General features: G+C 69.0%; 19 protein-coding genes. 2 read left to right on the forward strand and 17 right to left on the reverse strand.

The window, feature by feature from the left end; all coding sequences use genetic code 11:
• Positions 1-22: 22 nt before the first annotated feature.
• From QSV35_RS11260 to QSV35_RS11315, 12 genes are all read right to left on the reverse strand, one after another.
• Positions 23-379, reverse strand: a complete 357-nt coding sequence (locus tag QSV35_RS11260) for an RNA polymerase-binding protein RbpA (protein ID WP_286288844.1) — start codon at positions 377-379, stop codon at positions 23-25.
• A 1-nt stretch (position 380) separates the two neighbouring features.
• On the reverse strand, positions 381-647 hold the full coding sequence (secG, locus tag QSV35_RS11265; RefSeq protein WP_419956836.1) for a preprotein translocase subunit SecG: 267 nt from the start codon (positions 645-647) through the stop codon (positions 381-383).
• 73 nt (positions 648-720) lie between these two features.
• Positions 721-1512, reverse strand: a complete 792-nt coding sequence (tpiA, locus tag QSV35_RS11270; protein WP_286288846.1) for a triose-phosphate isomerase — start codon at positions 1510-1512, stop codon at positions 721-723.
• Entirely contained in the window at positions 1500-2717 is a 1218-nt protein-coding gene (locus QSV35_RS11275; RefSeq protein ID WP_286288847.1) for a phosphoglycerate kinase, read from the reverse strand. The genes tpiA and QSV35_RS11275 overlap by 13 nt, the downstream gene beginning before the upstream one ends.
• Positions 2718-2727: 10 nt before the next feature.
• Complete coding sequence (gene gap / locus QSV35_RS11280) at positions 2728-3738, reverse strand: type I glyceraldehyde-3-phosphate dehydrogenase (RefSeq protein ID WP_286288848.1); 1011 nt, start codon at positions 3736-3738, stop codon at positions 2728-2730.
• 103 nt (positions 3739-3841) lie between these two features.
• A complete protein-coding gene (locus QSV35_RS11285; RefSeq protein WP_286288849.1) occupies positions 3842-4468 on the reverse strand; it encodes a superoxide dismutase in 627 nt (208 codons plus the stop codon).
• A gap of 124 nt (positions 4469-4592) precedes the next feature.
• The gene (gene whiA, locus QSV35_RS11290) at positions 4593-5561 is read right to left on the reverse strand and encodes a DNA-binding protein WhiA (protein ID WP_286288850.1); all 969 of its coding nucleotides are present in this window, start codon (positions 5559-5561) and stop codon (positions 4593-4595) included.
• A 73-nt stretch (positions 5562-5634) separates the two neighbouring features.
• Positions 5635-6504, reverse strand: coding sequence for an RNase adapter RapZ (gene rapZ, locus QSV35_RS11295; RefSeq protein WP_286288851.1), 870 nt, complete (start codon positions 6502-6504; stop codon positions 5635-5637).
• Positions 6505-6569: 65 nt separating this feature from the next.
• Positions 6570-8465, reverse strand: coding sequence for an excinuclease ABC subunit UvrC (gene uvrC, locus QSV35_RS11300; RefSeq protein ID WP_286288852.1), 1896 nt, complete (start codon positions 8463-8465; stop codon positions 6570-6572).
• 1 nt (position 8466) lies between these two features.
• A complete protein-coding gene (gene uvrA, locus QSV35_RS11305; RefSeq protein ID WP_286288853.1) occupies positions 8467-11382 on the reverse strand; it encodes an excinuclease ABC subunit UvrA in 2916 nt (971 codons plus the stop codon).
• A gap of 129 nt (positions 11383-11511) precedes the next feature.
• Positions 11512-13947: a 5'-nucleotidase C-terminal domain-containing protein gene (locus QSV35_RS11310; protein ID WP_286288854.1), complete on the reverse strand. Its 2436-nt coding sequence runs from the start codon at positions 13945-13947 to the stop codon at positions 11512-11514.
• A 136-nt stretch (positions 13948-14083) separates the two neighbouring features.
• Positions 14084-14542, reverse strand: a complete 459-nt coding sequence (locus QSV35_RS11315; RefSeq protein ID WP_286288856.1) for a MarR family winged helix-turn-helix transcriptional regulator — start codon at positions 14540-14542, stop codon at positions 14084-14086.
• Positions 14543-14585: 43 nt separating this feature from the next.
• On the opposite strand from QSV35_RS11315, the gene QSV35_RS11320 reads away from it, so the two are divergent.
• Positions 14586-14822 (forward strand): hypothetical protein, encoded by a 237-nt coding sequence (locus QSV35_RS11320; protein ID WP_286288857.1) that lies wholly within the window; start codon positions 14586-14588, stop codon positions 14820-14822.
• A 15-nt stretch (positions 14823-14837) separates the two neighbouring features.
• Here the strand turns inward: QSV35_RS11320 and uvrB are convergent, their stop codons facing one another.
• Together uvrB and coaE are read right to left on the reverse strand one after the other, a co-directional pair.
• Positions 14838-16916 carry an excinuclease ABC subunit UvrB gene (gene uvrB, locus QSV35_RS11325; RefSeq protein ID WP_286288858.1) on the reverse strand — a complete coding sequence of 693 codons (2079 nt, stop codon included), beginning with the start codon at positions 16914-16916 and terminating at the stop codon, positions 14838-14840.
• 41 nt (positions 16917-16957) lie between these two features.
• On the reverse strand, positions 16958-17557 hold the full coding sequence (coaE, locus tag QSV35_RS11330) for a dephospho-CoA kinase (RefSeq protein WP_286288859.1): 600 nt from the start codon (positions 17555-17557) through the stop codon (positions 16958-16960).
• A gap of 80 nt (positions 17558-17637) precedes the next feature.
• Between coaE and QSV35_RS11335 the strand changes: the two genes are divergently transcribed.
• On the forward strand, positions 17638-18366 hold the full coding sequence (locus QSV35_RS11335) for a response regulator transcription factor (protein ID WP_286288860.1): 729 nt from the start codon (positions 17638-17640) through the stop codon (positions 18364-18366).
• A gap of 16 nt (positions 18367-18382) precedes the next feature.
• Here QSV35_RS11335 and QSV35_RS11340 read toward each other — a convergent pair whose 3' ends face one another.
• The 3 genes from QSV35_RS11340 to rpsA all read right to left on the reverse strand — a co-directional run bounded on the left by QSV35_RS11340 (position 18383) and on the right by rpsA (position 22762).
• Positions 18383-19534: a hypothetical protein gene (locus QSV35_RS11340; RefSeq protein WP_286288861.1), complete on the reverse strand. Its 1152-nt coding sequence runs from the start codon at positions 19532-19534 to the stop codon at positions 18383-18385.
• On the reverse strand, positions 19531-21219 hold the full coding sequence (locus tag QSV35_RS11345; protein WP_286288862.1) for a sensor histidine kinase: 1689 nt from the start codon (positions 21217-21219) through the stop codon (positions 19531-19533). Before QSV35_RS11345 ends, QSV35_RS11340 begins: the two co-directional genes overlap by 4 nt.
• Positions 21220-21310: 91 nt before the next feature.
• On the reverse strand, positions 21311-22762 hold the full coding sequence (gene rpsA / locus QSV35_RS11350) for a 30S ribosomal protein S1 (protein WP_286288863.1): 1452 nt from the start codon (positions 22760-22762) through the stop codon (positions 21311-21313).
• Positions 22763-22927: the final 165 nt, after the last annotated feature.

Below are 22927 nucleotides of genomic sequence, written 5' to 3' on the forward strand. Positions count from 1 at the left end.
TCTCTTCGTCTGTCTGTGTCGCTCAGGCCTGGCCGCGGCGCTCCCGCAGCTGCTGGAGGGCGTCGTCGAGCAGCTGCTCGGCCTCCTCCTCCGTACGGCGCTCCTTCACGTAGGCGAGGTGCGTCTTGTACGGCTCCGTCTTGGGGAGCTCCGGCGGGTTCTGCTTGTCGCGCCCGGCCGGAAGGCCCGAGTGCGGCGAGTCGATGATGTCGGGGATCTCCTCGTCCGGGATGCCGGCCGCGAAGTAGCGCACGGTCTCGTTGCCGAGGGCGTCCCAGTAGGAGATCGCCACGCGGTCGGCGTGATAGCCGTGGTCCTGTTCGCCCATCGGGCCCGCGCCGACGCGCGTGCCCCTGATCGCGTTTCCGCCCGTTGCCATATCAGAGTCCCTGGAACTTGGTGATCAGGCCGAGGGCCACGATCGCGACGAACCACACGAGGGCGAGCACCACCGTGAAGCGATTGAGGTTGCGCTCGGCGAGGCCGGACGACCCGAGAGCCGACGACATGCCGCCGCCGAACATGTCCGAGAGGCCGCCGCCGCGGCCCTTGTGGAGCAGGATCAGCAGCGTCAGCAGGAGGCTCGTGATGCCGAGCAGCACCTCGAGGACGAACTGGATGATGTCAACCACGGAAAGCCTTTCCATGCCGCCCGTCGGGCGCACACAAGGATCAAGTATACGAGTCCCCGGCCCGGAGGCCGGGGACTCGCGCGGCTTGTCAGACGCCGACGTGCTTCTGGTAGCGGACGATCGCCGCGAACTCGTCGACGAGCAGGCTCGCACCGCCGACCAGAGCACCGTCCACATCGGGCTCGCGCATGAAGCCGGCGATGTTCGCCGCCTTCACGGAACCGCCGTAGAGGATGCGCGTGGCCGCAGCCGCGTCCGCGCCGAGGGCGTCCGCCACGACGGCGCGGAGCTTCGCGCACACATCCTGCGCCTGCTCCGGCGTCGCGGCCTGTCCGGAGCCGATGGCCCAGACCGGCTCGTACGCCACGACGATCTCGGTGCCTGCTGGAAGGCCGTCGAGGGCCGTCTTGAGCTGTGCCACCGGGACGGCGCTCGCGCCGTGCGCCTCGAGATCTTCCGCGGTCTCGCCGACGCAGATCACCGGGACGAGCTCGTGCCGCAGCGCGGCACGGACCTTCGCCGCGACGACGTCGTCGGACTCCGCGTGGTACTCGCGGCGCTCGGAGTGACCGATGATCACGTAGCGGCAGCGGAGCTTCGCGAGGAACACCCCGGACACCTCGCCCGTGTACGCGCCCGAGTCGTGCACCGACAGGTCCTGCGCGCCGAGGGCGAACGGGATCTTGTCGGCGTCGAGGAGCGTCTGCACGGTGCGCAGGTCGGTGAACGGCGGGAAGACCGCCACCTCCACGCTGCCGTTCTCGTGCTTCGCGTCGCGCAGCGTCCAGTGCAGCTTCTGGATGAAGGCGACCGCCTGCAGGTGGTCGAGGTTCATCTTCCAGTTGCCGGCGATGAGCGGCGTACGGGTCACTGCTGCCATCCGAGGACCTCCAGTCCGGGGAGTTTCTTGCCCTCGAGGAACTCGAGGCTCGCTCCGCCACCTGTCGAGATGTGGCCGAACTGATCGTCCGCGAAGCCGAGCTGGCGGACCGCGGCAGCGGAATCCCCGCCTCCGACGACCGAAAGGCCCTCGACGGCGGTGAGCGCCTGGGCGATCGCCTTGGTTCCTGCGGCGAACGCAGGCATCTCGAACACGCCCATCGGACCGTTCCAGAAGACCGTCGTCGACGACCGGATCGCGGCGGCGAACAGCTCCGCCGTCTGCGGGCCGATGTCGAGGCCGAGTCCGTCGGCGCCGAACGGCGTGTCTTCGAGGGCGTCCGCGGGAGCGACGACGTGGTCGGCGTCCGCGGCGAATGCCGAGGCCATGACCGCATCGACCGGGAGGATCAGCTCGACGCCGCGCTCGGCCGCATCCGCGATGTAGCCCTTCACGGTGTCGATCTGGTCGACCTCGAGGAGGCTCTTGCCGACCTGGTGGCCCTGCGCAGCGAGGAACGTGAACAGCATGCCGCCGCCCACGAGGATCTTGTCGGCGCGCGGCAGGAGGTGCGCGATGACACCGAGCTTGTCGCTGACCTTCGAACCGCCGAGGACGACCGCATAGGGGCGCTCGGGGTTCTCGGTGAGGCGGTCGAGGACGTCGACCTCCTTCTCGATCAGGTAGCCGGCGGCCGACGGCAGGATCTCGGCGAGGTCGTAGACCGACGCCTGCTTGCGGTGCACGACGCCGAAGCCGTCCGAGACGAGCACGTCGCCGAGGGCGGCGAGCTCTTCTGCGAATGCGCGACGCGTCGCGTCATCCTTGGCGGTCTCCCCTGCGTTGAAACGGAGGTTCTCGATGACGGCGATGTCGCCGTCTTCGAGGGCGGCGACGGCCTCATGGGCCGACTCCCCCACGGTGTCGCGGGCGAACGCGACCGGCTTGCCGAGCAGCTCCGACAGTCGCTGCGCGACCGGCTCGAGACTGTACTTCGCATCGGGCGCGCCGTCGGGGCGGCCGAGGTGCGAGCAGACGACGACGCGGGCGCCCTGGTCGATCAGGGCGTTGAGCGTGGGGAGCGTGGCCCGCACACGGCCATCGTCCGTGATAACCCCGTCCTGGAGAGGAACGTTGAGGTCAGCACGGACGATGACGCGCTTGCCGGCCAGCGGACCCAGGGTGCTGAGGGTGCGCAGAGCCATGGCGATGGACTTAGAGACGCTCGGCGACGTACAGGGTCAGGTCGACGAGACGGTTGGAGTAGCCCCACTCGTTGTCGTACCAGCTCGAGACCTTGACGAGGCTGCCGGCGACGTGCGTCAGCGTCGAGTCGAAGATCGACGAGTGCGGGTTGAGCTGGATGTCGCTGGAGACGATCTGGTCCTCGTTGTAGGCGAGGATGCCGGCGAGACGTCCCTCGGCGGCCGCCGCGCGGTACACGGCGTTGATCTCGTCGACCGTCAGGTCGTCGCGCTCGGTCACGAGCGTGAGGTCGACGATCGACCCCGTGGGAACCGGGACCCGGTACGAGGAGCCGGAGAGCTTGCCGTCGAGCTCGGGCAAGACGAGGCCGATCGCCTTCGCGGCACCGGTCGAGGCCGGGACGATGTTGATCGCGGCCGCACGCGCGCGACGCAGGTCGCTGTGCGGGCCGTCCTGGAGGTTCTGGTCCGCGGTGTACGCGTGGGCGGTCATCATGAAGCCCTGCGTGATGCCGAAGGCGTCGGAGAACACCTTCGCGAGCGGCGACAGCGCGTTCGTCGTGCACGACGCGTTCGAGATGACGTTCATCGTCGCCGGGTCGTAGGTCTCCTCGTTCACGCCCATGTTGAACGTGCCGTCGGCGCCCGTCGCGGGAGCCGAGATGATGACCTTCTTCGCGCCGCCCGCGATGTGCTTGGCAGCATCCTCGGCCTTCGTGAAGCGGCCGGTCGACTCGACGACGATCTCCGCGCCCAGGTCTCCCCACGGGAGGTTCGCGGGGTCGCGCTCCGCGAGGACCTTGATGCGCTTGCCGTTGACCGTGATCGAATCGCTGTCGTGGGAGATGTCGGCAGCGAGGACCCCGCCGACGGAGTCGTACTTCAGAAGGTCCGCGAGGGCCTTGGGATCGGTGAGGTCGTTCACCGCCACGATCTCCAGGTCTGCTCCCTGCGCGAGGGCTGCGCGGAGGAAATTGCGTCCGATACGGCCGAAGCCGTTGATTCCGATCTTTACTGTCACGGAAGGTCTCCAGAGGGGTGTTTGTGCGCCGAGGCGCGTGTTGGATTCCAGACGATGGACAACGGCGTCCCGGCAGGGCGTACCCTACCGGGACGCCTGCACGCTATGACAGTACCAGGAGGCCCGAGGACTGCTCGCGGGCGACGGAGAACCGCTGCTGGACGTTCTGCCAGTTCGCGATGTTCCAGAACGCCTTCACGTAGTCGGCGCGGACGTTCTTGTAGTCCAGGTAGTACGCGTGCTCCCAGACGTCGAGGAGCAGGAGCGGGACGGTGCCCGCTGCGAACTGCGCCTGCTGGTCGAAGAACTGCTGGATGATCAGGTTCTCGCCGATCGAGTCCCAGAACAGACCCGCCCAGCCCGAGCCCTGGACGCCGAGGGCGGCCGCCGTGAAGTGGGCCTGGAACTTGTCGAACGAGCCGAAGTGGTCGTCGATGGCGGACTCGAGGTCGCCGGTGGGCTTGTCGCCCCCGTCCGGCGAGAGGTTCGTCCAGAAGATCGAGTGGTTGGTGTGGCCGCCGAGGTTGAACGCGAGGTCCTTCTCGAGCTTGTTGACGTTCGCGAGGTTGCCCGAATCACGCGCCTCGGCCAACTGCTCCAGCGCCGTGTTCGCACCGCCGACATAGGCCGCGTGGTGCTTGTCGTGGTGCAGCTCCATGATGGTCGCGCTGATGTGCGGCTCGAGAGCCGCATAGTCGTAAGGGAGGTCGGGCAGCGTGTACTTCGCCATTTTCGCTTCTTCCTATCGGCGCCGCGCCGAGGCTCCCCGGCGCAGCGAGGGTGACGTGTTCATCCTACTGAGCGGCAACGCCGCGCACCGGCGGATGCTTCCGCCTGTGACGATCGGCCCGGACTCAGGAGCCGGGAACGCCGACAGCGGTCCCGGGGACGCCTTCGGCAGCGGCCTTCTTGTCGGCCATCGCGAGGAGGCGGCGGATGCGGCCCGCCACGGCGTCCTTGGTCAACGGCGGCGAGGCATGGTGCCCCAGCTCGTCGAGGCTCGCGTCGCGGTGCGCGAGACGCAGCTCCCCCGCTTCGCGCAGATGGTCCGGGATTTCGTCTCCGAGGATCTCCATCGCGCGCTCGACACGCGCGCATGCCGCGACGGCGGCCTGTGCCGAGCGGCGCAGGTTCGCGTCGTCGAAGTTCACGAGCCGGTTGACGCCCGCACGCACCTCGCGGCGCTCGCGCAGGGCGTCCCAGTGCGCAGCAGTGCGTGCAGCGCCCATCGCCTGCAGCGCCGTGCGGATCGCATCCGTCTCCCGGACGACCACGCGGGGCACGCCGCGGACCTCGCGCGCCTTCGCCGCGATGCCGATGCGGTGCGCCGCGCCGACGAGGGCCATGGCCGCCTCGCCGGAGGGGCAGGTGATCTCGAGAGCCGCGGACCGGCCCGGGTCGGACAGCGTGCCGGATGCGAGGAACGCCCCCCGCCACAGGCCCGCGAGGTCGGCGCGATTGCCCGTCGTCAGCCGGTTCGGGAGCCCCCGCACGGCGCGACGGCGCTGATCGAGCAGGCCCGTCTGACGGGCGAGCGTCTCGCCGCCCTCGATGACGCGCACGGCGTACAGGCTCGGTGCGTTGGGGCCCGATCCCTGCACCTGCACGAGCTCGGGGCGCACACCGTAGAGCTCCATGAGGTCGCGCGCGGTGCGGCGCGCGAGGATCTCGGAGTCGACCTCGGCCTCCACGGCCACGCGGTTCGCGATCGAGTGGAGTCCCCCCGAGAATCGCAGGAGCGCCGTCAGCTCGGCGGCGCGCGCGCTCGGTCGGGGATCGCGCAGCGCGATCAGCTCTGCCTTCACGTCGGCGGTCAGGGGCACGGCACTCCTTGCGGATCGGCGGTCGGGACGATCGTCCAGCCTACCGGGGCCGCGCGCGTCGCGCGCGCCAGTGTCACTCACGACCGAGGTCGCGGTGCGCGACCCGCACGGACACGCCCGGGAGCGTCGTCAGCCGCTGCGCGAGCTCGCGCGCCACGGCGACCGAGCGGTGCTTGCCGCCTGTGCATCCGATCGCGAGCACCGAATGCCGCTTGTTCTCCCGCTGGTAGCCCTCGAGTACAGGGTGCAGCGCCTGCTCGTACGCGTCGATGAACTCGCGCGCGCCGGGGGCGTCGAGGACGAAGGAGCGGACGGCGTCGTCCTCGCCGGTGAGCGCGCGGAGGTCTTCGATCCAGAACGGATTCGGGAGGAAGCGCATATCAGCCACGAGGTCTGCGTCCGGCGGAAGGCCGTACTTGAAGCCGAAGCTCACGATCGTGAGCATGTGCCTGGCCGCGCCCTGCTCCGAGAACATGTCGACCACGGCGGTCGCGAGCTGGTGGATGTTGAAGGCGGAGGTGTCGATGACGATGTCGGCGCCCTCGCGGATCGCCCCCAGTCGCTCGCGCTCCACGCGGATGCCGTCGAGGATGGTCCCGCCGTCCTGCAGCGGATGAGGGCGCCGCACCGCCTCGAAGCGCCTGACGAGGACCTCGTCCGATGCATCCAGGAACAGCACCCGCAGCTGCTGGCGCGCGTCGCGCAGCGCGCGCGTCACATCGGGAAGCTCGGTGAACAGGTCGCGCCCGCGGACGTCGACCACGACGGCGACCTTCGGCAGCGCCGAGCCGGCGTACTGCGTCAGCTCCAGCAGCGGCTTCAGCATCTGCGGGGGCAGGTTGTCGACGACGTACCAGCCCAGATCCTCGAGGGCGTTCGCCGCCGTCGATCGTCCGGCCCCGGACATCCCCGTGACGATCAGCATCTCGCCGGCGTCCGTCATCCCCCTGCGCTCCCTCATCTCGAGGAGACCGTCGATCCGCGGTCCCCCGGCCCCGTGCGCCCAGCCTAGCGAGTGGCGAGGTGCGTGTGGACGGAGGCGGCGAGCTTGGGGCCGATGCCGGGGAGCTCCGCGATCTGATCCGGCGTGGCGTCCCGCAGTGCGGACACCGACCCGAAATGGCGCAGGAGCGCCTTGATGCGCGCATCTCCGAGGCCCGGGACCTCCGCGAGGACCGTCGTGATGTCGCGACGCCGACGCTTGCGCTGATGTGTGATCGCGAAGCGGTGCGCCTCGTCGCGCAGACGCTGCAGGAGATACAGCGCCTCGGACGTGCGCGGCAGGATGACCGGATAGTCGTCTCCCGGCAGCCACACCTCCTCGAGCCGCTTGGCGATCCCGACGAGCGCGATCTCCGGGTGCCCGGCATCCTCGAGCGCCCGCTGCGCCGCCACGACCTGCGGCTGTCCGCCGTCGACCACGAGCAGCTGCGGTCGGTACGCGAAGCGCGCCCTCCTGCGTGTCGTCACGACCTCGCCGTCGGCCGTCGGCTCCGGTTCAGGCTCCGGCTCCTCCGGCCTGTCGAGATAGGCGAGACGGCGCATCAGCACCTGATGCATCGAGTCGGTGTCATCGGTCGTCTCGGCGATCGAGAACGAGCGGTACTGGTCTTTTCGCGGCAAGCCGTCTTCGAAGACGACCATGGATGCCACCACGTTCGTCCCCGAGAGGTGCGAGATGTCGTAGCACTCGATGCGCAGCGGCGCCTCGGAGAGCCCCAGCGCCTCCTGCAGATCGGTGAGCGCCTGGGTGCGGGCGACGTAGTCGCTCGTGCGACGCGTCTTGTGGAGCATGAGAGCCTGCTGGGCGTTGATCGTCGCCGTGCGCATCAGATCGGCCTTCTGCCCGCGCTGCGCGACGGACAGGGAGACCGCCTTGCCGCGCTTCTCGCGCAGCCACTGCTCGAGCTCCTCGGCGTCGTCCGGCAGCTGCGGCACGATCACGGTGCGCGGGATGTCGGCAGGCGCCGCGTTGCCGTAGGCGCGCTGCAGCACCTGGTCGACCAGCTCGGGGCCGGCGATGTCGATCTCCTTGTCGACCGTCGTCGCCCGCACCCCGCGCACGCGTCCGCCGCGCACGACGAAGTGCTGCACGGCCGCGGACAGTTCGTCCTCGGCGATGCCGAACAGGTCGGCTTCGGCGTCGTCGGAGAGGACCAGCGCGCTGCGGCTGAGGACCGCGTCGATCGACTGCAGCTTGTCGCGGTAGACCGCGGCGGACTCGTAGTCCATCGCGGCGGACGCCTCGCGCATCCGCTTGGTCAGTTCGCGCGAGAACCGCTCATCGCCGCCCGACATGAACGCGACGAAGTCGTCGACGATGGCGCGGTGCTCCTCGATCGTGACCTTCATCGAGCACGGCCCGCCGCATCGGCCGATCTGGCCCGGGAAGCACGGACGCCCGGTCTGCATGGCGCGCTTGTACGACGCGTCGCTGCACGTGCGGATCGGGAACACCTTGATCATGAGGTCGATCGTGTCGTGGACGGCCCACACCTTCGGGTACGGCCCGAAGTACTTCGCCCCGGGGATGCGGCGGTTGCGGGTCACGATGACGCGCGGCGCCTCGTCGGCCAGCGTGATCGCCATGAACGGATACGACTTGTCGTCCTTGTAGCGGACGTTGAAGGGCGGTGAGAACTCCTGGATCCACATGTACTCCAGCTGGAGCGCCTCGACATCGCTGCCGACGACCGTCCACTCGACGGACGCGGCCGTCGTCACCATGCGCCGCGTGCGCTCGTGGAGCGTCCGCAGCGGGGCGAAGTAGTTCGACAACCGCGCGCGGAGGTTCTTCGCCTTGCCGACGTACAGGATGCGGCCGTCGCGATCGCGGAACCGATAGACCCCCGGATCGGTCGGGATCTCCCCCTGCTTCGGCTTGTACGGGAGCTGATCCGCCATCTCAGCCGGCCTTGCGCGCGAGCTCCTGAGCGGGCTTGTGCGCGAGCCCGAGGACCTCGGCGAGGAACGCACCGGTGTGCGAGCCTTCGGCGCGCGCGACCTTCTCCGGAGTGCCGGTCGCGATGATCTGGCCGCCGCCCGATCCGCCCTCCGGACCGAGGTCGATGATCCAGTCGGCCGACTTGATGACGTCCAGGTTGTGCTCGATCACGATGACGGTGTTGCCCTTGTCGACGAGCCCGTTGAGCACCTCGAGGAGCTTGCGGACGTCTTCGAAGTGGAGGCCCGTCGTCGGCTCGTCGAGCACATAGACGCTGCGGCCGTTCGACCGGCGCTGGAGCTCGGTCGCGAGCTTGACACGCTGTGCCTCACCGCCGGACAGCGTCGTGGCCGATTGACCGAGTCGGACGTATCCGAGGCCCACATCCACGAGCGTCTTCATGTAGCGGTGGATCGCCTGGATCGGCTCGAAGAACTCCGCCGCCTCGGAGATCGGCATCTCCAGCACCTCGGCGATGTTCTTGCCCTTGTAGTGGACGGAGAGCGTGTCGCGGTTGTACCGCTTGCCGTGGCAGACCTCGCAGTCGACGTACACGTCGGGCAGGAAGTTCATCTCGATCTTGATCGTGCCGTCGCCGGCGCACGCCTCGCAGCGGCCGCCCTTGACGTTGAAGCTGAACCGGCCGGGGAGGTAGCCACGCGCCTTGGCCTCCGGCGTCTCGCTGAACAACGTCCGGATGCGGTCGAACACGCCTGTGTACGTCGCGGGGTTCGACCGCGGCGTGCGGCCGATCGGAGCCTGATCGACGTGCACCACCTTGTCGAGGTTGTCGAGACCTGTGACGCGCGTGTGCTTGCCGGGGACCGTGCGCGCTCCGTTGAGCCGCGAAGCCAGCACCTCGTACAGGATGTCGTTGACGAGCGAGGACTTCCCCGAGCCGCTCACGCCGGTGACCGCGGTCATGACGCCGAGCGGGAAGTCCGCCGTGACGTTTCGCAGGTTGTTCTCGCGCGCCCCGACGACCGTCAGCATGCGCTGGCGGTCGATGCGCCGGCGCTTCTTCGGAGTGGGGATGCTGCGACGCCCGGCGAGGTAGTCGCCCGTGATCGAGTCCTCGTCGGCGAGGAGGGACGACAGCGGACCGGAGTGGACCACCTCTCCCCCGTCGATGCCGGCCCGCGGCCCGATGTCGACGACCCAGTCGGCGGCGTGGATCGTCTCTTCGTCGTGCTCGACGACGATGAGGGTGTTGCCGAGGTCGCGGAGCGTCACGAGCGTCTCGATGAGGCGGCGGTTGTCGCGCTGGTGGAGGCCGATCGACGGCTCGTCGAGGACGTAGAGCACGCCCGTCAGCCCCGACCCGATCTGGGTCGCGAGCCGGATGCGCTGAGCCTCGCCGCCGGACAGAGAACCGGCAGAGCGGCTGAGGTTGAGGTAGTTCAGACCGACCTGAATGAGGAAGTCGAGCCGCAGCCGGATCTCCCGCAGCACCTGCGCCGCGATCTTGGCCTCGCGATCGGTGAGCTGGAGCTCGGCGAAATAGCGCTGCGCGTCCGCAAGGCTGAGGCTCGAGGCCTCTGCGATGGAGTGCCCGTGCACCTTGACCGCGAGCACCTCCGGCTTCAGACGGGCGCCGTTGCAGACGGGGCACGGCACCTCGCGCAGATACTCGGCCCAGCGCTGACGCTGCGCGTCGGACTCGGCCTGCATGTACTGGCGCTCGATGTACGGGACGACGCCCTCGAAGCCCGACGAATAGCGCATCTCGCGCCCGTACCGGTTCTTCCAGCGGACGGTGACCTTGTAGTTCTCGCCGCGGAGCACCGCTTCTTTTACCTCGTGCGGCAGCTTGCGCCAGGGCGTGTCGAGCCCGAAGCCCAAGTCGTCGGCGAGCCCCTGCAGGAGCCGCTCGTAGTACTGGAACAGGCCCTTGCCCTGAGTGGTCCACGGGATGATGACACCGTCGGCGATCGACAGGTCTTCGTCACCCAGCATCAGCTCGACATCGACCGACATGCGGGTGCCGAGGCCCGAGCAGGCGGGGCACGCGCCGAAGGGCGCGTTGAACGAGAACGTGCGCGGCTCGATCTCCGTGAGCTGCAGAGGATGGCCGTTCGGGCACGCGAGCTTCTCGGAGAAGGACTGCCACGCGGCATCCCCCTCTTCGTCGACGAAGTTCACCTGCATGACGCCGCCCGCGAGCCCGAGCGCCGTCTCCACGGAATCGGTGACGCGCCCGAGGATGTCAGGGCTCGCGACGAGCCGGTCGACGACCACGGCGATGTCGTGCTTGTAGCTCTTTTTGAGGGTCGGCGGCTCGGCGAGCTGGATCAGCTCGCCGTCGACGACGGCGCGCGCATAGCCCTTGGCACTCAGCTCCTTGAAGAGGTCGACGAACTCGCCCTTCTTCTGCGTGACCACAGGAGCGACGATCTGGTAGCGCGTACGCTCGGGCAGCTCCATGAGCTGATCGGCGATCTGCTGCACCGTCTGACGCTGGATGACCTCTCCGCACACCGGGCAGTGCGGGACCCCGATGCGCGCCCAGAGCAGGCGCATGTAGTCGTGGATCTCGGTGATCGTGCCGACCGTGGAGCGCGGGTTGCGGTTCGTCGACTTCTGGTCGATGCTCACCGCCGGCGAGAGACCCTCGATGAAGTCGACGTCGGGCCGGTCGACCTGACCGAGGAACTGGCGGGCGTAGGAGCTCAGCGATTCGACGTAACGGCGCTGACCCTCCGCGAAGATCGTGTCGAACGCGAGGCTCGACTTGCCGGAGCCCGACATGCCCGTGAAGACGACGAGGGAGTCGCGAGGGATGTCGAGGTCGACGTTCTTCAGGTTGTGGACGCGGGCCCCGCGAACACTGAGTCTTCCGTTGGTCATTCCGGCACTGGCGAGGGGGACGATGGGCACCCGACAAGTCTAGGCGGGGCCTCCGACACCGGATCGGACACCCGTTCGACAGCGCCACGCCGACCGCGAAAGAGGGATGCCGCGGCGCGCTGTGCGCCGCGGCATCCCTCGTTCCGACTCAGCGTACGGTCACTTGACCTCGACCGTCACCGTCGCGCTCGTCGACGGCTTGACCGTGTCGCTGCCGCCGTACACGACCGAGAGCGGGTGCGTGCCCTTGACGAGCTTCGGCAGCTTGATCTGGAACGAGCCCTTGCTCGACGCGGTCAGCGTGACGGCCGAGATGGCCTTGTCGCCGTCGTAGATCGTCGCCGTGCCGAGGGCCGCGGTGCCGTCCTCCGTCGTGACCGTCGCCGCATACTGGATGACGCCGTTGCCGTTCGAGTTCGCGAACGTCTTGTTCGGCGTGCCGACGGTCTTGCTGTCGGCCTTGTCGATCGCGACGGGGACGACGATCGACGTGCCGGTCCGGGCGCCGGTGAGCGTGAGCTCGACCGTCGTCCCGCGCGTCACCGTCGCCGGCAGTGCGACCGACACCGACGCGGTGCCGTAGTCGTCGTACACCGCGGTGCCGATCGTGTTGTCGACGGGGAGAGAACCGAGAGTCTTGCCGTCGAGCGACACGGTGATCTCGGTGTCCTTCACGTCGGCCGCCGTCGACATGGCCCACGACTTCACGCCGAAGGAGACGGCTGCGCCCGGGTCGTACGCGTTCGGCGCATCGGCCGGGAAGCCGACCTCGACCGCGTGCTGCGCGTAGTCGACGGGCAGCGGAGCGGACGCGGCGAAGGCGGCCATGTAGTCGACCATCGCAGAGAGGTCGACCTTCCCGGTGTCGCGCTTGCTCGTGCCGTCGGCGAGTTCGAAGAAGTTGTCGCCGCCGGTCGCGAGGAACGAGTTCACCGTGACCGAGTAGGTCGCGGCGAGGTCGATCGGCACGCCCTTCAGCCACATCCCGGTGATCGTGCCCTTCGGGGCGGTGTACGAGATCGTCGACTCATCGGCGGGCGTGCTCGGGTCGTCCTTCTGGAACTCCGTCACGTTCTTCTGCGAGTACGTGTAGGTGAAGCCCTCGGAGACGCCGAGGCGCAGGAACGGGCGCGTGGCGAGCCGGTTCAGCGCGTCGCGCTGCCACTGCTCCTCGAGCACCGTCTTGATCTGCGCACCCGTGAGCGTCATGTTGACGAGGGTGTTCGCGAAGGGCTGCACCACCGCGGCCTGCTGATAGGTGAGCGTGGCGGGATAGCCCGCGGCGTTGCTGCCCGCCATGTCCTGACGCAGGCCACCGGGGTTCATGAATGCGATCTGAGCCGAACCCGACTCCGGCTTCTCGGTCGCCCAGCGCTGGGCCTCCGCGACGAGGTTGCCGAGCGTGGATTCGCCACCGCGGTTCTCGGTGCTGCCGTTCGCGAGCTTCGCGCGGTTGAACGCGCCGCCGATCTGGCCGAGCGGCTGCGCGCCGAGGATGTCGGCCTTCTTCTTCGCCGCCTGCGCGATCGCGTCGACCGCCGGGTCGGCCGGGTAGTCGGCGACCCACGTGGTGGTCGTGCCGACCGTGACCGAGTGCTCCAGCGCCAGGATCTTCTGCGTCACGCCGGCGATCTTGCCGGCGCCGTCGACCGAGAACACCAGCTGGTTCAGGTTCGTTCCGTACTGGCCCGCCGAGACGACAGGGCGCTGCGTGACCGCGCGACCCTCGTCGCTCCACGCCTTCACCGGGTACTTGCAGTTGTAAGCGAGGTGCGTGTGACCCGAGACGATCGCGTCGACCTGCGGCGACACGCCGCTGACGATGCGGCCCCATGTCGTGCCCGCAGCGGCGGCCTGCGTGCAGTCGGGCACGGCTGCGCCCTCGTGGACGAGCATGACGACGACGTTCGCACCGTTCTTGACGAGATCGGCGGCCGCGGCGTTGACCGAGGTCACGATGTCCCCGACGGCGATGTCGGCGATGCCGCCCGGGCTGACGAGCGTCGGCAGGTCCTCCGTGACCGCGCCGACGAACCCGACCTTGATGCCACTCATGTCCTTGAGCCACGTCGCAGGGACCGCAGGGTCACCCGTCGACTTCATCTTGAGGTTCGCGGCGATGTAGCGCCACTGCGCACCGCCGTACGGGTTGGTCGTGGCGTCGTAGGGCGCCTGGACGCGGTTGATGAGGTCGTTGTATCCCTGATCGAGCTCGTGGTTGCCCACCGCCGAGACCTCGAGTCCGGCGGCGTTGAGCGCGTCGATGGTCGGCTTGTCGTGCTGGATGAACGACTCGAACGTGGACGCGCCGATGAGGTCGCCGGCCGCGGCGAACACCGTGTTCGGGTTCTGGGCGCGCAGCTGCTCGACGGCACCCGCGAGGACCGCAGCACCCGCCTCGCCATTCGACGTGTTGTCGAGGATGCGACCGTGGAGGTCGTTCGTGGCGAGGATCTGGACGTCGGTCGTGGCCGCGTGGGCGGCGGGAGCGACGACGAGGCCACCCGTGACGAGCGCGAACGCCGTCAGCGCGGAGGCTCCGAGAGCGACGCCTCGACGGGTGGATGGGGGTGCGGAACGCGGACCGGAGCGCATGATGGCGTGCTTCTTTCTCGTGCGGGCAGAAAGCGGCGCATCTCGATCGGGCCCGGGTTCGGGGATGGCTCGAACGCGCCACCTCACGAGCCTAAGAGAAGGCTGAAGATTCGCCTAGAGCAAGTGATGAACACACCTATAACGGTTTGAGAAGGGCCGTCTCCTTCAGCGCGCCGGCGAACGGCTTCAAGGCATCGCGCAGAGCGGCGAGGGACGCCGCATCCGTCCCCGTCGCCGCCATCACCTGCACCGGGACCTCCAATGCCTGCTCCCGCAGTCGTGCACCCGCGGGAGTCAGCCCGACGTCGAGGATGCGCTCGTCGTCCTCCCGGCGGGCACGGGTGATGAGGCCCTGCGCTTCGAGTCGCTTCAGCAATGGCGACACCGTCGCAGGATCGAGCGCGAGCGCGTCGGCGAGGTCGCGCAGCGACCGCGGCGACTGCTCCCACAGCGCCAGCATGACGAGGTACTGCGGATGCGTGAGTCCCAGCGGCTCGAGGATCGGCCGGTAGATCGCGACCACATTGCGCGCAGCCGTCACGAGGGCGAAGCACAGCTGGTTGTCGAGCTTCAGATAGTCGTCCCGCGGATCCATGTCTCACATCCTACGTCCACCAATAGTTAGTACACTAAGGACTATGACTGATTCCGGATCATCCCCGTCCTCCCTGCGCACGCGCGTCCGCGAGGCCGGCGGCTGGTACGCGTGGCTGAATTCGAGGCTCATCCGGCTCGCGGGACCTGCGGCCGTCGGCCCGTACGACACGGACCCCGAGCCGGAGCGCATCGAGCGTCCCTGCCCGTTGTGCGGGGCTCCGATGTCGAAGCACGAGTTCGATCGATCGGGTCCGAAGCCCCTCATGCACTGCCCGTGAGCGGCAGCGCCCGACTCACACGTGCCCGGCGCGCTCCATGGCGCGCAGCTCCTTCTTGAGGTCCTGCACCTCGTCGCGCAGGCGCGCGGCGAGTTCGAACTTCAACTCTCCCGCGGCGGCCAGCATCTGGTCGGAGAGATCGGTGATGGTCGCCTCGAGCTGAGCGGCGCCCTCGGCGGCGATGCCTGTGCCGAGCCGCGGCGTCGGGCTCTTGCCCTTGCCGCTCTTGTTCTTCGATGCGTCTCGACCGCGCATCATGCGGTCGGTGTCGGACGCCTCGCGCGCCAGGACCTCGGTGATGTCGGCGATGCGCTTGCGCAGAGGCTGCGGGTCTATGCCGTTCGCCGTGTTGTAGGCGATCTGCTTCTCACGACGACGCTCGGTCTCTTCGATGGCGTTGCGCATCGAGTCGGTCATCGTGTCGGCATACATGTGCACTTCGCCCGATACGTTGCGGGCCGCGCGCCCGATCGTCTGGATGAGTGACGTGCCCGAACGGAGGAACCCCTCCTTGTCGGCGTCCAGGATCGCCACGAGCGACACCTCGGGGAGGTCGAGTCCCTCGCGCAGCAGGTTGATGCCGACGAGGACGTCGTAGACCCCGGCGCGCAGCTCGGTGAGCAGCTCGACCCGGCGCAGGGTGTCGACATCCGAGTGCAGGTACCGCACGCGCACGCCGTGCTCGCCGAGGAAGTCGGTGAGCTCCTCGGCCATCTTCTTCGTGAGAGTCGTCACGAGCACGCGCTCATCGCGCTCGACCCGGATGCGGATCTGCTCGAGCAGATCGTCGATCTGGCCCTTCGAGGGCTTCACGACGATGGCAGGGTCGACGAGGCCGGTGGGACGGATGATCTGCTCCACGACGCCGTCGGCGATGCCCATCTCGTAGCGACCGGGGGTCGCCGACAGGTACACCGTCTGGCCGATGCGGTTCTTGAACTCGTCCCACCGCAGAGGGCGGTTGTCGAGCGCGCTCGGCAGCCGGAACCCGTGCTCGACGAGCGTGCGCTTGCGCGACGCATCCCCTTCGTACATCGCCCCGATCTGCGGGACGGTCACGTGCGACTCGTCGATCACCAGCAGGAAGTCGTCGGGGAAGAAGTCGAGCAGCGTGTGCGGCGGTTCGCCGGCCTCACGGCCGTCGAGGTGGCGCGAGTAGTTCTCGATGCCGGAGCAGAAGCCGAGCTGCTGGAGCATCTCGAGATCGAACGTCGTGCGCATGCGAAGCCGCTGCGCCTCGAGAAGCTTGCCCTGCCGCTCGAACTCGGCGAGCCGCTCCGCGAGCTCGGTCTCGATCGTTCCGATCGCGCGCTGCACCACATCGGTGCCGGCGACGTAGTGCGACGCGGGGAAGATCGGGACGGCATCCAGCTTCTTCACGACGTCGCCCGTGAGCGGATGCAGCATGTACAGCGCCTCGATCTCGTCGCCGAAGAGCTCGATGCGGATCGCGAACTCCTCGTAGACCGGGATGATCTCGATCGTGTCGCCGCGCACGCGGAAATTGCCGCGCGAGAAGTCGACGTCGTTGCGGTTGTACTGCATCGCGATGAACTGGCGGATGAGCGCGTCGCGGTCGTAGCGCTCGCCCACCTGCAGCGCCACCATGTTGCGCAGGTACTCCTCGGGCGCGCCGAGGCCGTAGATGCAGGACACGGTGCTCACCACCACCACATCGCGGCGGCTCAGCAGCGAGTTCGTCGTCGAGTGGCGCAGCCGCTCGACTTCGGAGTTGATCGAGGAGTCCTTCTCGATGAAGGTGTCCGTCTGCGGGACGTACGCCTCGGGCTGGTAGTAGTCGTAGTAGCTCACGAAGTACTCGACCGCATTGTGCGGCATGAGGTCGCGGAACTCATTCGCCAGCTGCGCTGCCAGGGTCTTGTTGTGCGCGAGCACGAGGGTCGGCCGCTGCACCTGCTCGATGAGCCAGGCCGTCGTGGCGGACTTGCCGGTGCCCGTCGCACCGAGGAGGACGACGTCCGTCTCCCCCGCGTTGATGCGGGCCGCAAGCTCCGCGATCGCCTGCGGCTGGTCGCCGCTCGGCGCGTACTCGCTCACGACCTCGAACGGGCGCACGGATCGGGTCGTCTGCATGTCCTCCAGCGTAGGCCGGGCCACCGACACCGGGGCGGTCGTCAGCGTCGTGCGAGCTGCTCCCACAGCACGTCCGTCTGCGCGACGGTCTCTGCGAGCGACCCCGAGGTGTCGATCACAACGTCCGCAAGAGCGAGGCGCACGTCGTCGTCGGCCTGCGAGGCGATGCGCGCACGCGCTTCACCCTCGGTCATCCCGCGCAGGCGCACGAGCCGTTCGACGCGCACGTCGGCGGGCGCATGCGCGACGACGACCAGATCCCACTGATCGCCGGCTCTGGCCTCCGCGAGGAGAGGGACGTCGTACACGACGACGGCGCCCGGGTCGGCGTCGAACGCGGCGGTGAAGCGGCGATGGGATTCGAGCTTCACAGCGGGATGAACGATGCCGTTCAACCGCGCCAGCGCGGCCGTATCGCCGAACACGACGGCCCCGAGCGCAGCGCGGTCGAGTTCGCCGTCGGGGCGCAGCATCCCGTCGCCGAAGGCGGCCGCGATCTGCCGCAGCACGGGGGAACCTGCGCTCTGGACCTCCCGAACGATCCCGTCGGCGTCGACGACCACGGCACCGTGCTCGGCGAGACGGCGGGCGATCGTCGATTTGCCCGAGGCGATGCCTCCGGTGAGGGCGATGAGCGGCATGACTCGAGCATGCCACGCCGCGAGATCCGACCGTGCGGGCTATCATGACGGATATTCGGTCGGCCGGGGAGGCTCAGGGAGTGGACGGCGCGCGGGTGGCAGTCGTCGTGGAGGACGACGAGGACATCAGATCGCTGCTGAGCGCGGTGCTCGAGCAGGCGGGCTTCGCAGTCCACAGCACGGGCACGGCCGTCGAGGCGATCGACCTCGTCCGGACACACGATCCGGTCGTGACGACCCTCGACGTCGGCCTCCCGGGCATGGACGGATTCGAAGCCGCACGGCGCATCCGGCGGATCAGCCCCACGTACATCGTGATGCTGACGGCGCGCACCGAGGAGATCGATGCCCTTCAGGGGCTGGAATCCGGCGCCGACGACTACATCACGAAGCCCTTCCGCCCGCGCGAGCTCCGTGCCCGCATCGACGCGATGCTCCGCCGGCCGCGGGTCCAGCCGGATGCGACGTCCGCGACACCCGCCGCTCCGGAGTGGATCGAGCATGACGGACTGCGCGTGAACCCGGGGATGCGGCTCGTCGTGGCGGACGGGCAGGACGTGGATCTGACGCGCAGCGAGTTCGACATCCTCGTCGAGCTGCTCGGCGCCGGCGGACGGGTGGTGTCGAAGTCCCGCCTGGCACTCCTCGTCCGCGGCGAGGACGACCCCACCGCCTATGTCGGCGACAATGACGCGCGCGCGATCGAGGTCCATGTGGCGAACCTGCGGCGCAAGCTCGGCGACGCCCCCTCGGCCCCCCGCTGGGTCGAGACGGTGCGAGGCGTCGGCTACCGCACCTCCGCGGGCTGAGCCGTGGCGGTGCCCGTCACGCGCCGCCGATGAGCACGGAGGACTCGACGCTCGCGGACGCCCGTCGGGCGGCATCCCGCGCACTGCGGACAAGTGCCTCGGCGTCGTAGCCCGCGGCGCTGCTGAGACCGACCCCGACCCCCAGCACCGGGATCACTCCCCCGCTCACGCGCCCGAGTTCGTCGAAGACGCCGCGGTAGACGACGGATGCGCGGCGGCGGGCGTCCGACGCCGACTCGGCGACGTATGCCACCACCATCCCCGTCTCCCCGTCGACGCCGACGATCGCCGCGGCCGGTGCGTAGCGGCGGACGGCTGCGCGCCACGCCTGCACCACGGCCTGCGCGACATCTCCGCCGAACGCCGTCGAGATCTGCTCGAGATCGTCGATCCGCACCGAAACGACGACGACGAGCTCGCGGCGCCAGGAGGCGCGGCGGGCCACGCCGTGCAGAGCCGCGTCGAACGCCGCCGCAGAGACGATCTCGTCCTCCTCCCCGACCGCGGTCAGGGGGGCGCGCTCGGGCGACCGCTCGGCCAGGAGCACCGAGGTCGACACCGTCGCCACGATGATGAGGATCACCAGCACGACGCTCGTCGTCACGGTGCCGAACCACTGCGTGAACAGCGCACTGTCCGGACCGACCACGAGGAAGGCCGTCGTGCGCGAGATGTAGTAGAGCGCCTGCAGGGCGAGGACGAAGGCAAGACTCCACGCGGGCTTGCGCCGGAGCAGTTCGCCGCGCAGGCTCTCGATCGCTCCCGCCGCCGCGAGCAGGATGAGACTCGCGAACATCACCAGAGCGCCCTGCCAGCCGTCGGCGCGTGGGCGCTCGGCCAGCACCGCGGCGACCGTGCCCCCGGTCGCGATGAGCACGAGGGCCGTCCGCCAGAGCATCGAGCGGCCGTTGAATCGGCACGCGCCGAGCCAGAGGCATCCCGTGCCCGCGACGAAAGCGGCGTCGCCCACCGCGATGAGCCAGACCACGGTCGGGTACTCCGCCCACAGCGCATAGGAGATCGTCGTCACGACGGCGCCGATGTACGCCACGGACCAGATCGCCCCCGCGCGGTCGTCGCGGCGCACCAGGGCGCCTGCGATGAACACCACCGCGCATACGATCACGACGAGCGCCGACATCACGGCCGCTGAACCCGCATCGATCATCGCCCGTCCTCCTCTACGCTCGTGGGTGCGCCCACGGGCAGGCGCACGACGAACGTCGACCCCACGCCCTCGGTGCTGCGCAGTGTCAGATCGCCCCCCTGGGCACGCACGAAGTCCCTGCTGATCGCAAGGCCGAGCCCCGAGCCGCGGCGCTGACCGCGCATCCCCTGAGCCCGATAGAACCGCTCGAACACGCGTTCCTGCTCGTCGTCCGGGATCCCGACCCCCGTGTCGCGCACGACGAGCCAGGTCGAGACGCCGTCGCTCGTCGTGCCGATGTGCACGGCGCCGCCGTCCCGGTTGTACGTGATGGCGTTGGCGATGAGGTTGTCGACGACCTGACGGAGCCGGAGCGGATCCGCGTAGGCGGGCGCCGAGACGACGTCCGCGACGTCGAGCGTCACAGCTCGCTCCCCCGCGCGCGGCGACAGCGACTCGGCCGAGGCGCGCGCGATGTCCGACACATCGAGTGGCCGCGGCGAGATCGACAGCGCCGTCGCGGGTGAGCCGCTCGAGGCGGCGAGGATGTCGCCCACGATGCCGAGCAGCCGCTCGGCGTTGCGCTCGGCGATCTCCAGGCTCCCGCGGGCGGCGCCGGGAAGCCCGTCGTCGTCGAGGGCGAGCTCCAGGTAGCCGAGGATCGACGTGAGCGGCGTCCGCAGCTCGTGCGATACGGATGCCACGAGCTCGTCGCGTGCGCGAAGGGCCGTGAGCTCGGCGGTCACGTCGCGCGAGACGACGACGGCACCCGCATCCGCGCCCGCGTCGTCGGTCAGGCGGCGAGCCGACACGCTCAGCGCGCGACGCGCGGACCCGGCAGCTCCGAACCAGACCACGTCGTCGTCGAACGCATCGCCGCGGACGGCGCGCTCCAGGGGAAGCTCTCCGGCCGGCACCGGCGTCTCGCCGTCCTCGCGGAACGCGGGCGGTCCGTCCTCCTGCGGATCGTCCGCCTCGACGGAGGTCAGCCGCCCGTAGGCGTCGTTCGCGACGGCCGTCGACCCGTCGGCCCCGACACGCACGACGCCGAAGTCGACGGCATCCAACACCTCCGTCACCTCCTGCTCCTGCCGGCGGGTGCGTTCGAGCACGCGGCTGAGCAGCTGTGCCTGCGTGGCCAGCAGCGTCCGCTGCGCCGCGGTGCGCCGCGCGGTGAGGAAGCTCGTGACGCCGACCGCCAGCACGATCAGCGGAAGCAGCACGTTGTCGTACGTGAGATCGCCGCTCTGCTGCAGAGCGAGCGTCGCCCAGAAGAGCAGGCAGACCGCGGCGATGACGCCGAACATGCCCATGAGTCCGAAGCCGGCCGCGATCCACATGGTGGGGAACACCCAGAGCAGCCCGAGCCGGGACGAGGGGCTCGACACACGCATGACGGTGATCGCGATGACGTCGATCGCCGGGATGACGGCGATGAATCCGTACGGGAGCCGGTCCCACGGGACGAGGAGGGCCGCGGCGAGGGCGCCGAAGACGATGAGCGCCCCGGCGAAGAACAGCGTCCCGTCCCCCGGGAACGTGCCGAACGCCACCATGGCGGAGAGCACGAGCACGACGCTCCCGAGCAGACCTTGATTCAGCACGGCCGCGCGGCTGCGGGTGCGATCCGGCAGCACCGGCGGTCGGCGCCCTGTTCGCACGGATGCGCGCGCGGACGCATCTGCATGGTCGGTCACCGCGGTCATGGGATGACGGTACCGCGCGCAACGCCTCGGATGAACGACGCGGGGCCGGAGCCCGAAGGCTCCGGCCCCGCATTGTGCGGTTCGGCTGGACTCAGCGACCCGAGAGCTTCTCGCGGAGAGCCGCGAGAGCCTCGTCATCGGCGAGCGTGCCGGCCGGGGTCGAGTCGCTCGAGAAGGACGACGGCACGTCGGCGCCGCCGACGTTGTTCGCCTCGGCCTCGAGGGTCTTGGCGACCTGGGCCTTGTGCGCCTCCCAGCGCGCGTGGGCGGCGGCGTACTCCTGCTCCCACTTCTCGCGCTGCTCGTCGAAGCCTTCCTTCCACTGGTTGGTCTCCGGGTCGAAGCCCTCGGGGTACTTGTACTCCCCGTTCTCGTCGTACTCGGTGACCATGCCGTAGAGGGCCGGGTCGAACTCGGTGCCGTACGGGTCGACCGACTCGTTGGCCTGCTTGAGCGACAGCGAGATGCGGCGACGCTCGAGGTCGATGTCGATGACCTTGACGAAGACCTCTTCGCCGACCGACACGACCTGCTCGGCGAGCTCGACGTGCTTGCCCGAGAGCTCCGAGATGTGGACGAGGCCCTCGATGCCGTCCGCGACGCGCACGAACGCACCGAACGGAACGAGCTTCGTGACCTTGCCCGGGGTGACCTGGCCGATCGCGTGCGTGCGCGCGAAGACCTGCCACGGGTCCTCCTGGGTGGCCTTCAGCGACAGCGAGACGCGCTCGCGGTCGAGGTCCACCTCGAGGATCTCGACGGTGACCTCCTGGCCGACCTCGACGACCTCGGAAGCGTGCTCGATGTGCTTCCACGAGAGCTCGGAGACGTGCACGAGGCCGTCGACGCCGCCGAGGTCGACGAACGCGCCGAAGTTGACGATCGACGAGACGACGCCCTTGCGGACCTGGCCCTTGTGCAGGTTGTTGAGGAACGTGGTGCGCGACTCGGACTGCGTCTGCTCGAGCAGGGCGCGGCGCGAGAGCACGACGTTGTTGCGGTTCTTGTCGAGTTCGAGGATCTTCGCCTCGATCTCCTGGCCGAGGTACGGCGTGAGGTCGCGGACACGGCGCAGCTCGATGAGCGACGCGGGCAGGAAGCCGCGCAGGCCGATGTCGACGATGAGGCCGCCCTTGACGACCTCGATCACCTGACCGGTGACCACACCGTCGTTCTCCTTGATCTTCTCCACGTCGCCCCAGGCGCGCTCGTACTGGGCGCGCTTCTTCGACAGGATGAGGCGGCCTTCCTTGTCCTCCTTCTGGAGAACCAGCGCCTCGACGTGGTCGCCGACCTTGACGACCTCGTTCGGGTCGACGTCGTGCTTGATGGAAAGCTCGCGCGAGGGGATGACGCCCTCGGTCTTGTAGCCGACGTCGAGGAGGACCTCGTCGCGGTCGATCTTCACCACGGTGCCCTCGATCAGGTCGCCGTCGTTGAAGAACTTCAGGGTCTTCTCGACCGCGGCCAGGAAGTCCTCAGCAGAGCCGATGTCGTTGATCGCGACCTGCTTGGTGGCCGGGGCGGTCGTTGCGGTAGTCATGTAGTGGGTAGTCCCTTGGATGGTTTTGTCGGGCCCCGCGCGCGCACGACAGCACGGCGGAGCAGGTGGATTTCGTGATTTCGTCACCCGCGCACGCCGAACCGCCGCCACGAGTGACACTCAAGACTATCAGAACCCGGCGGGCCCCTTCCATGTTCCCGCTGC

The sequence above is a fragment of the Microbacterium candidum genome, assembly GCF_030315975.1.
Taxonomy (GTDB): Bacteria; Actinomycetota; Actinomycetes; order Actinomycetales; family Microbacteriaceae; genus Microbacterium; species Microbacterium candidum.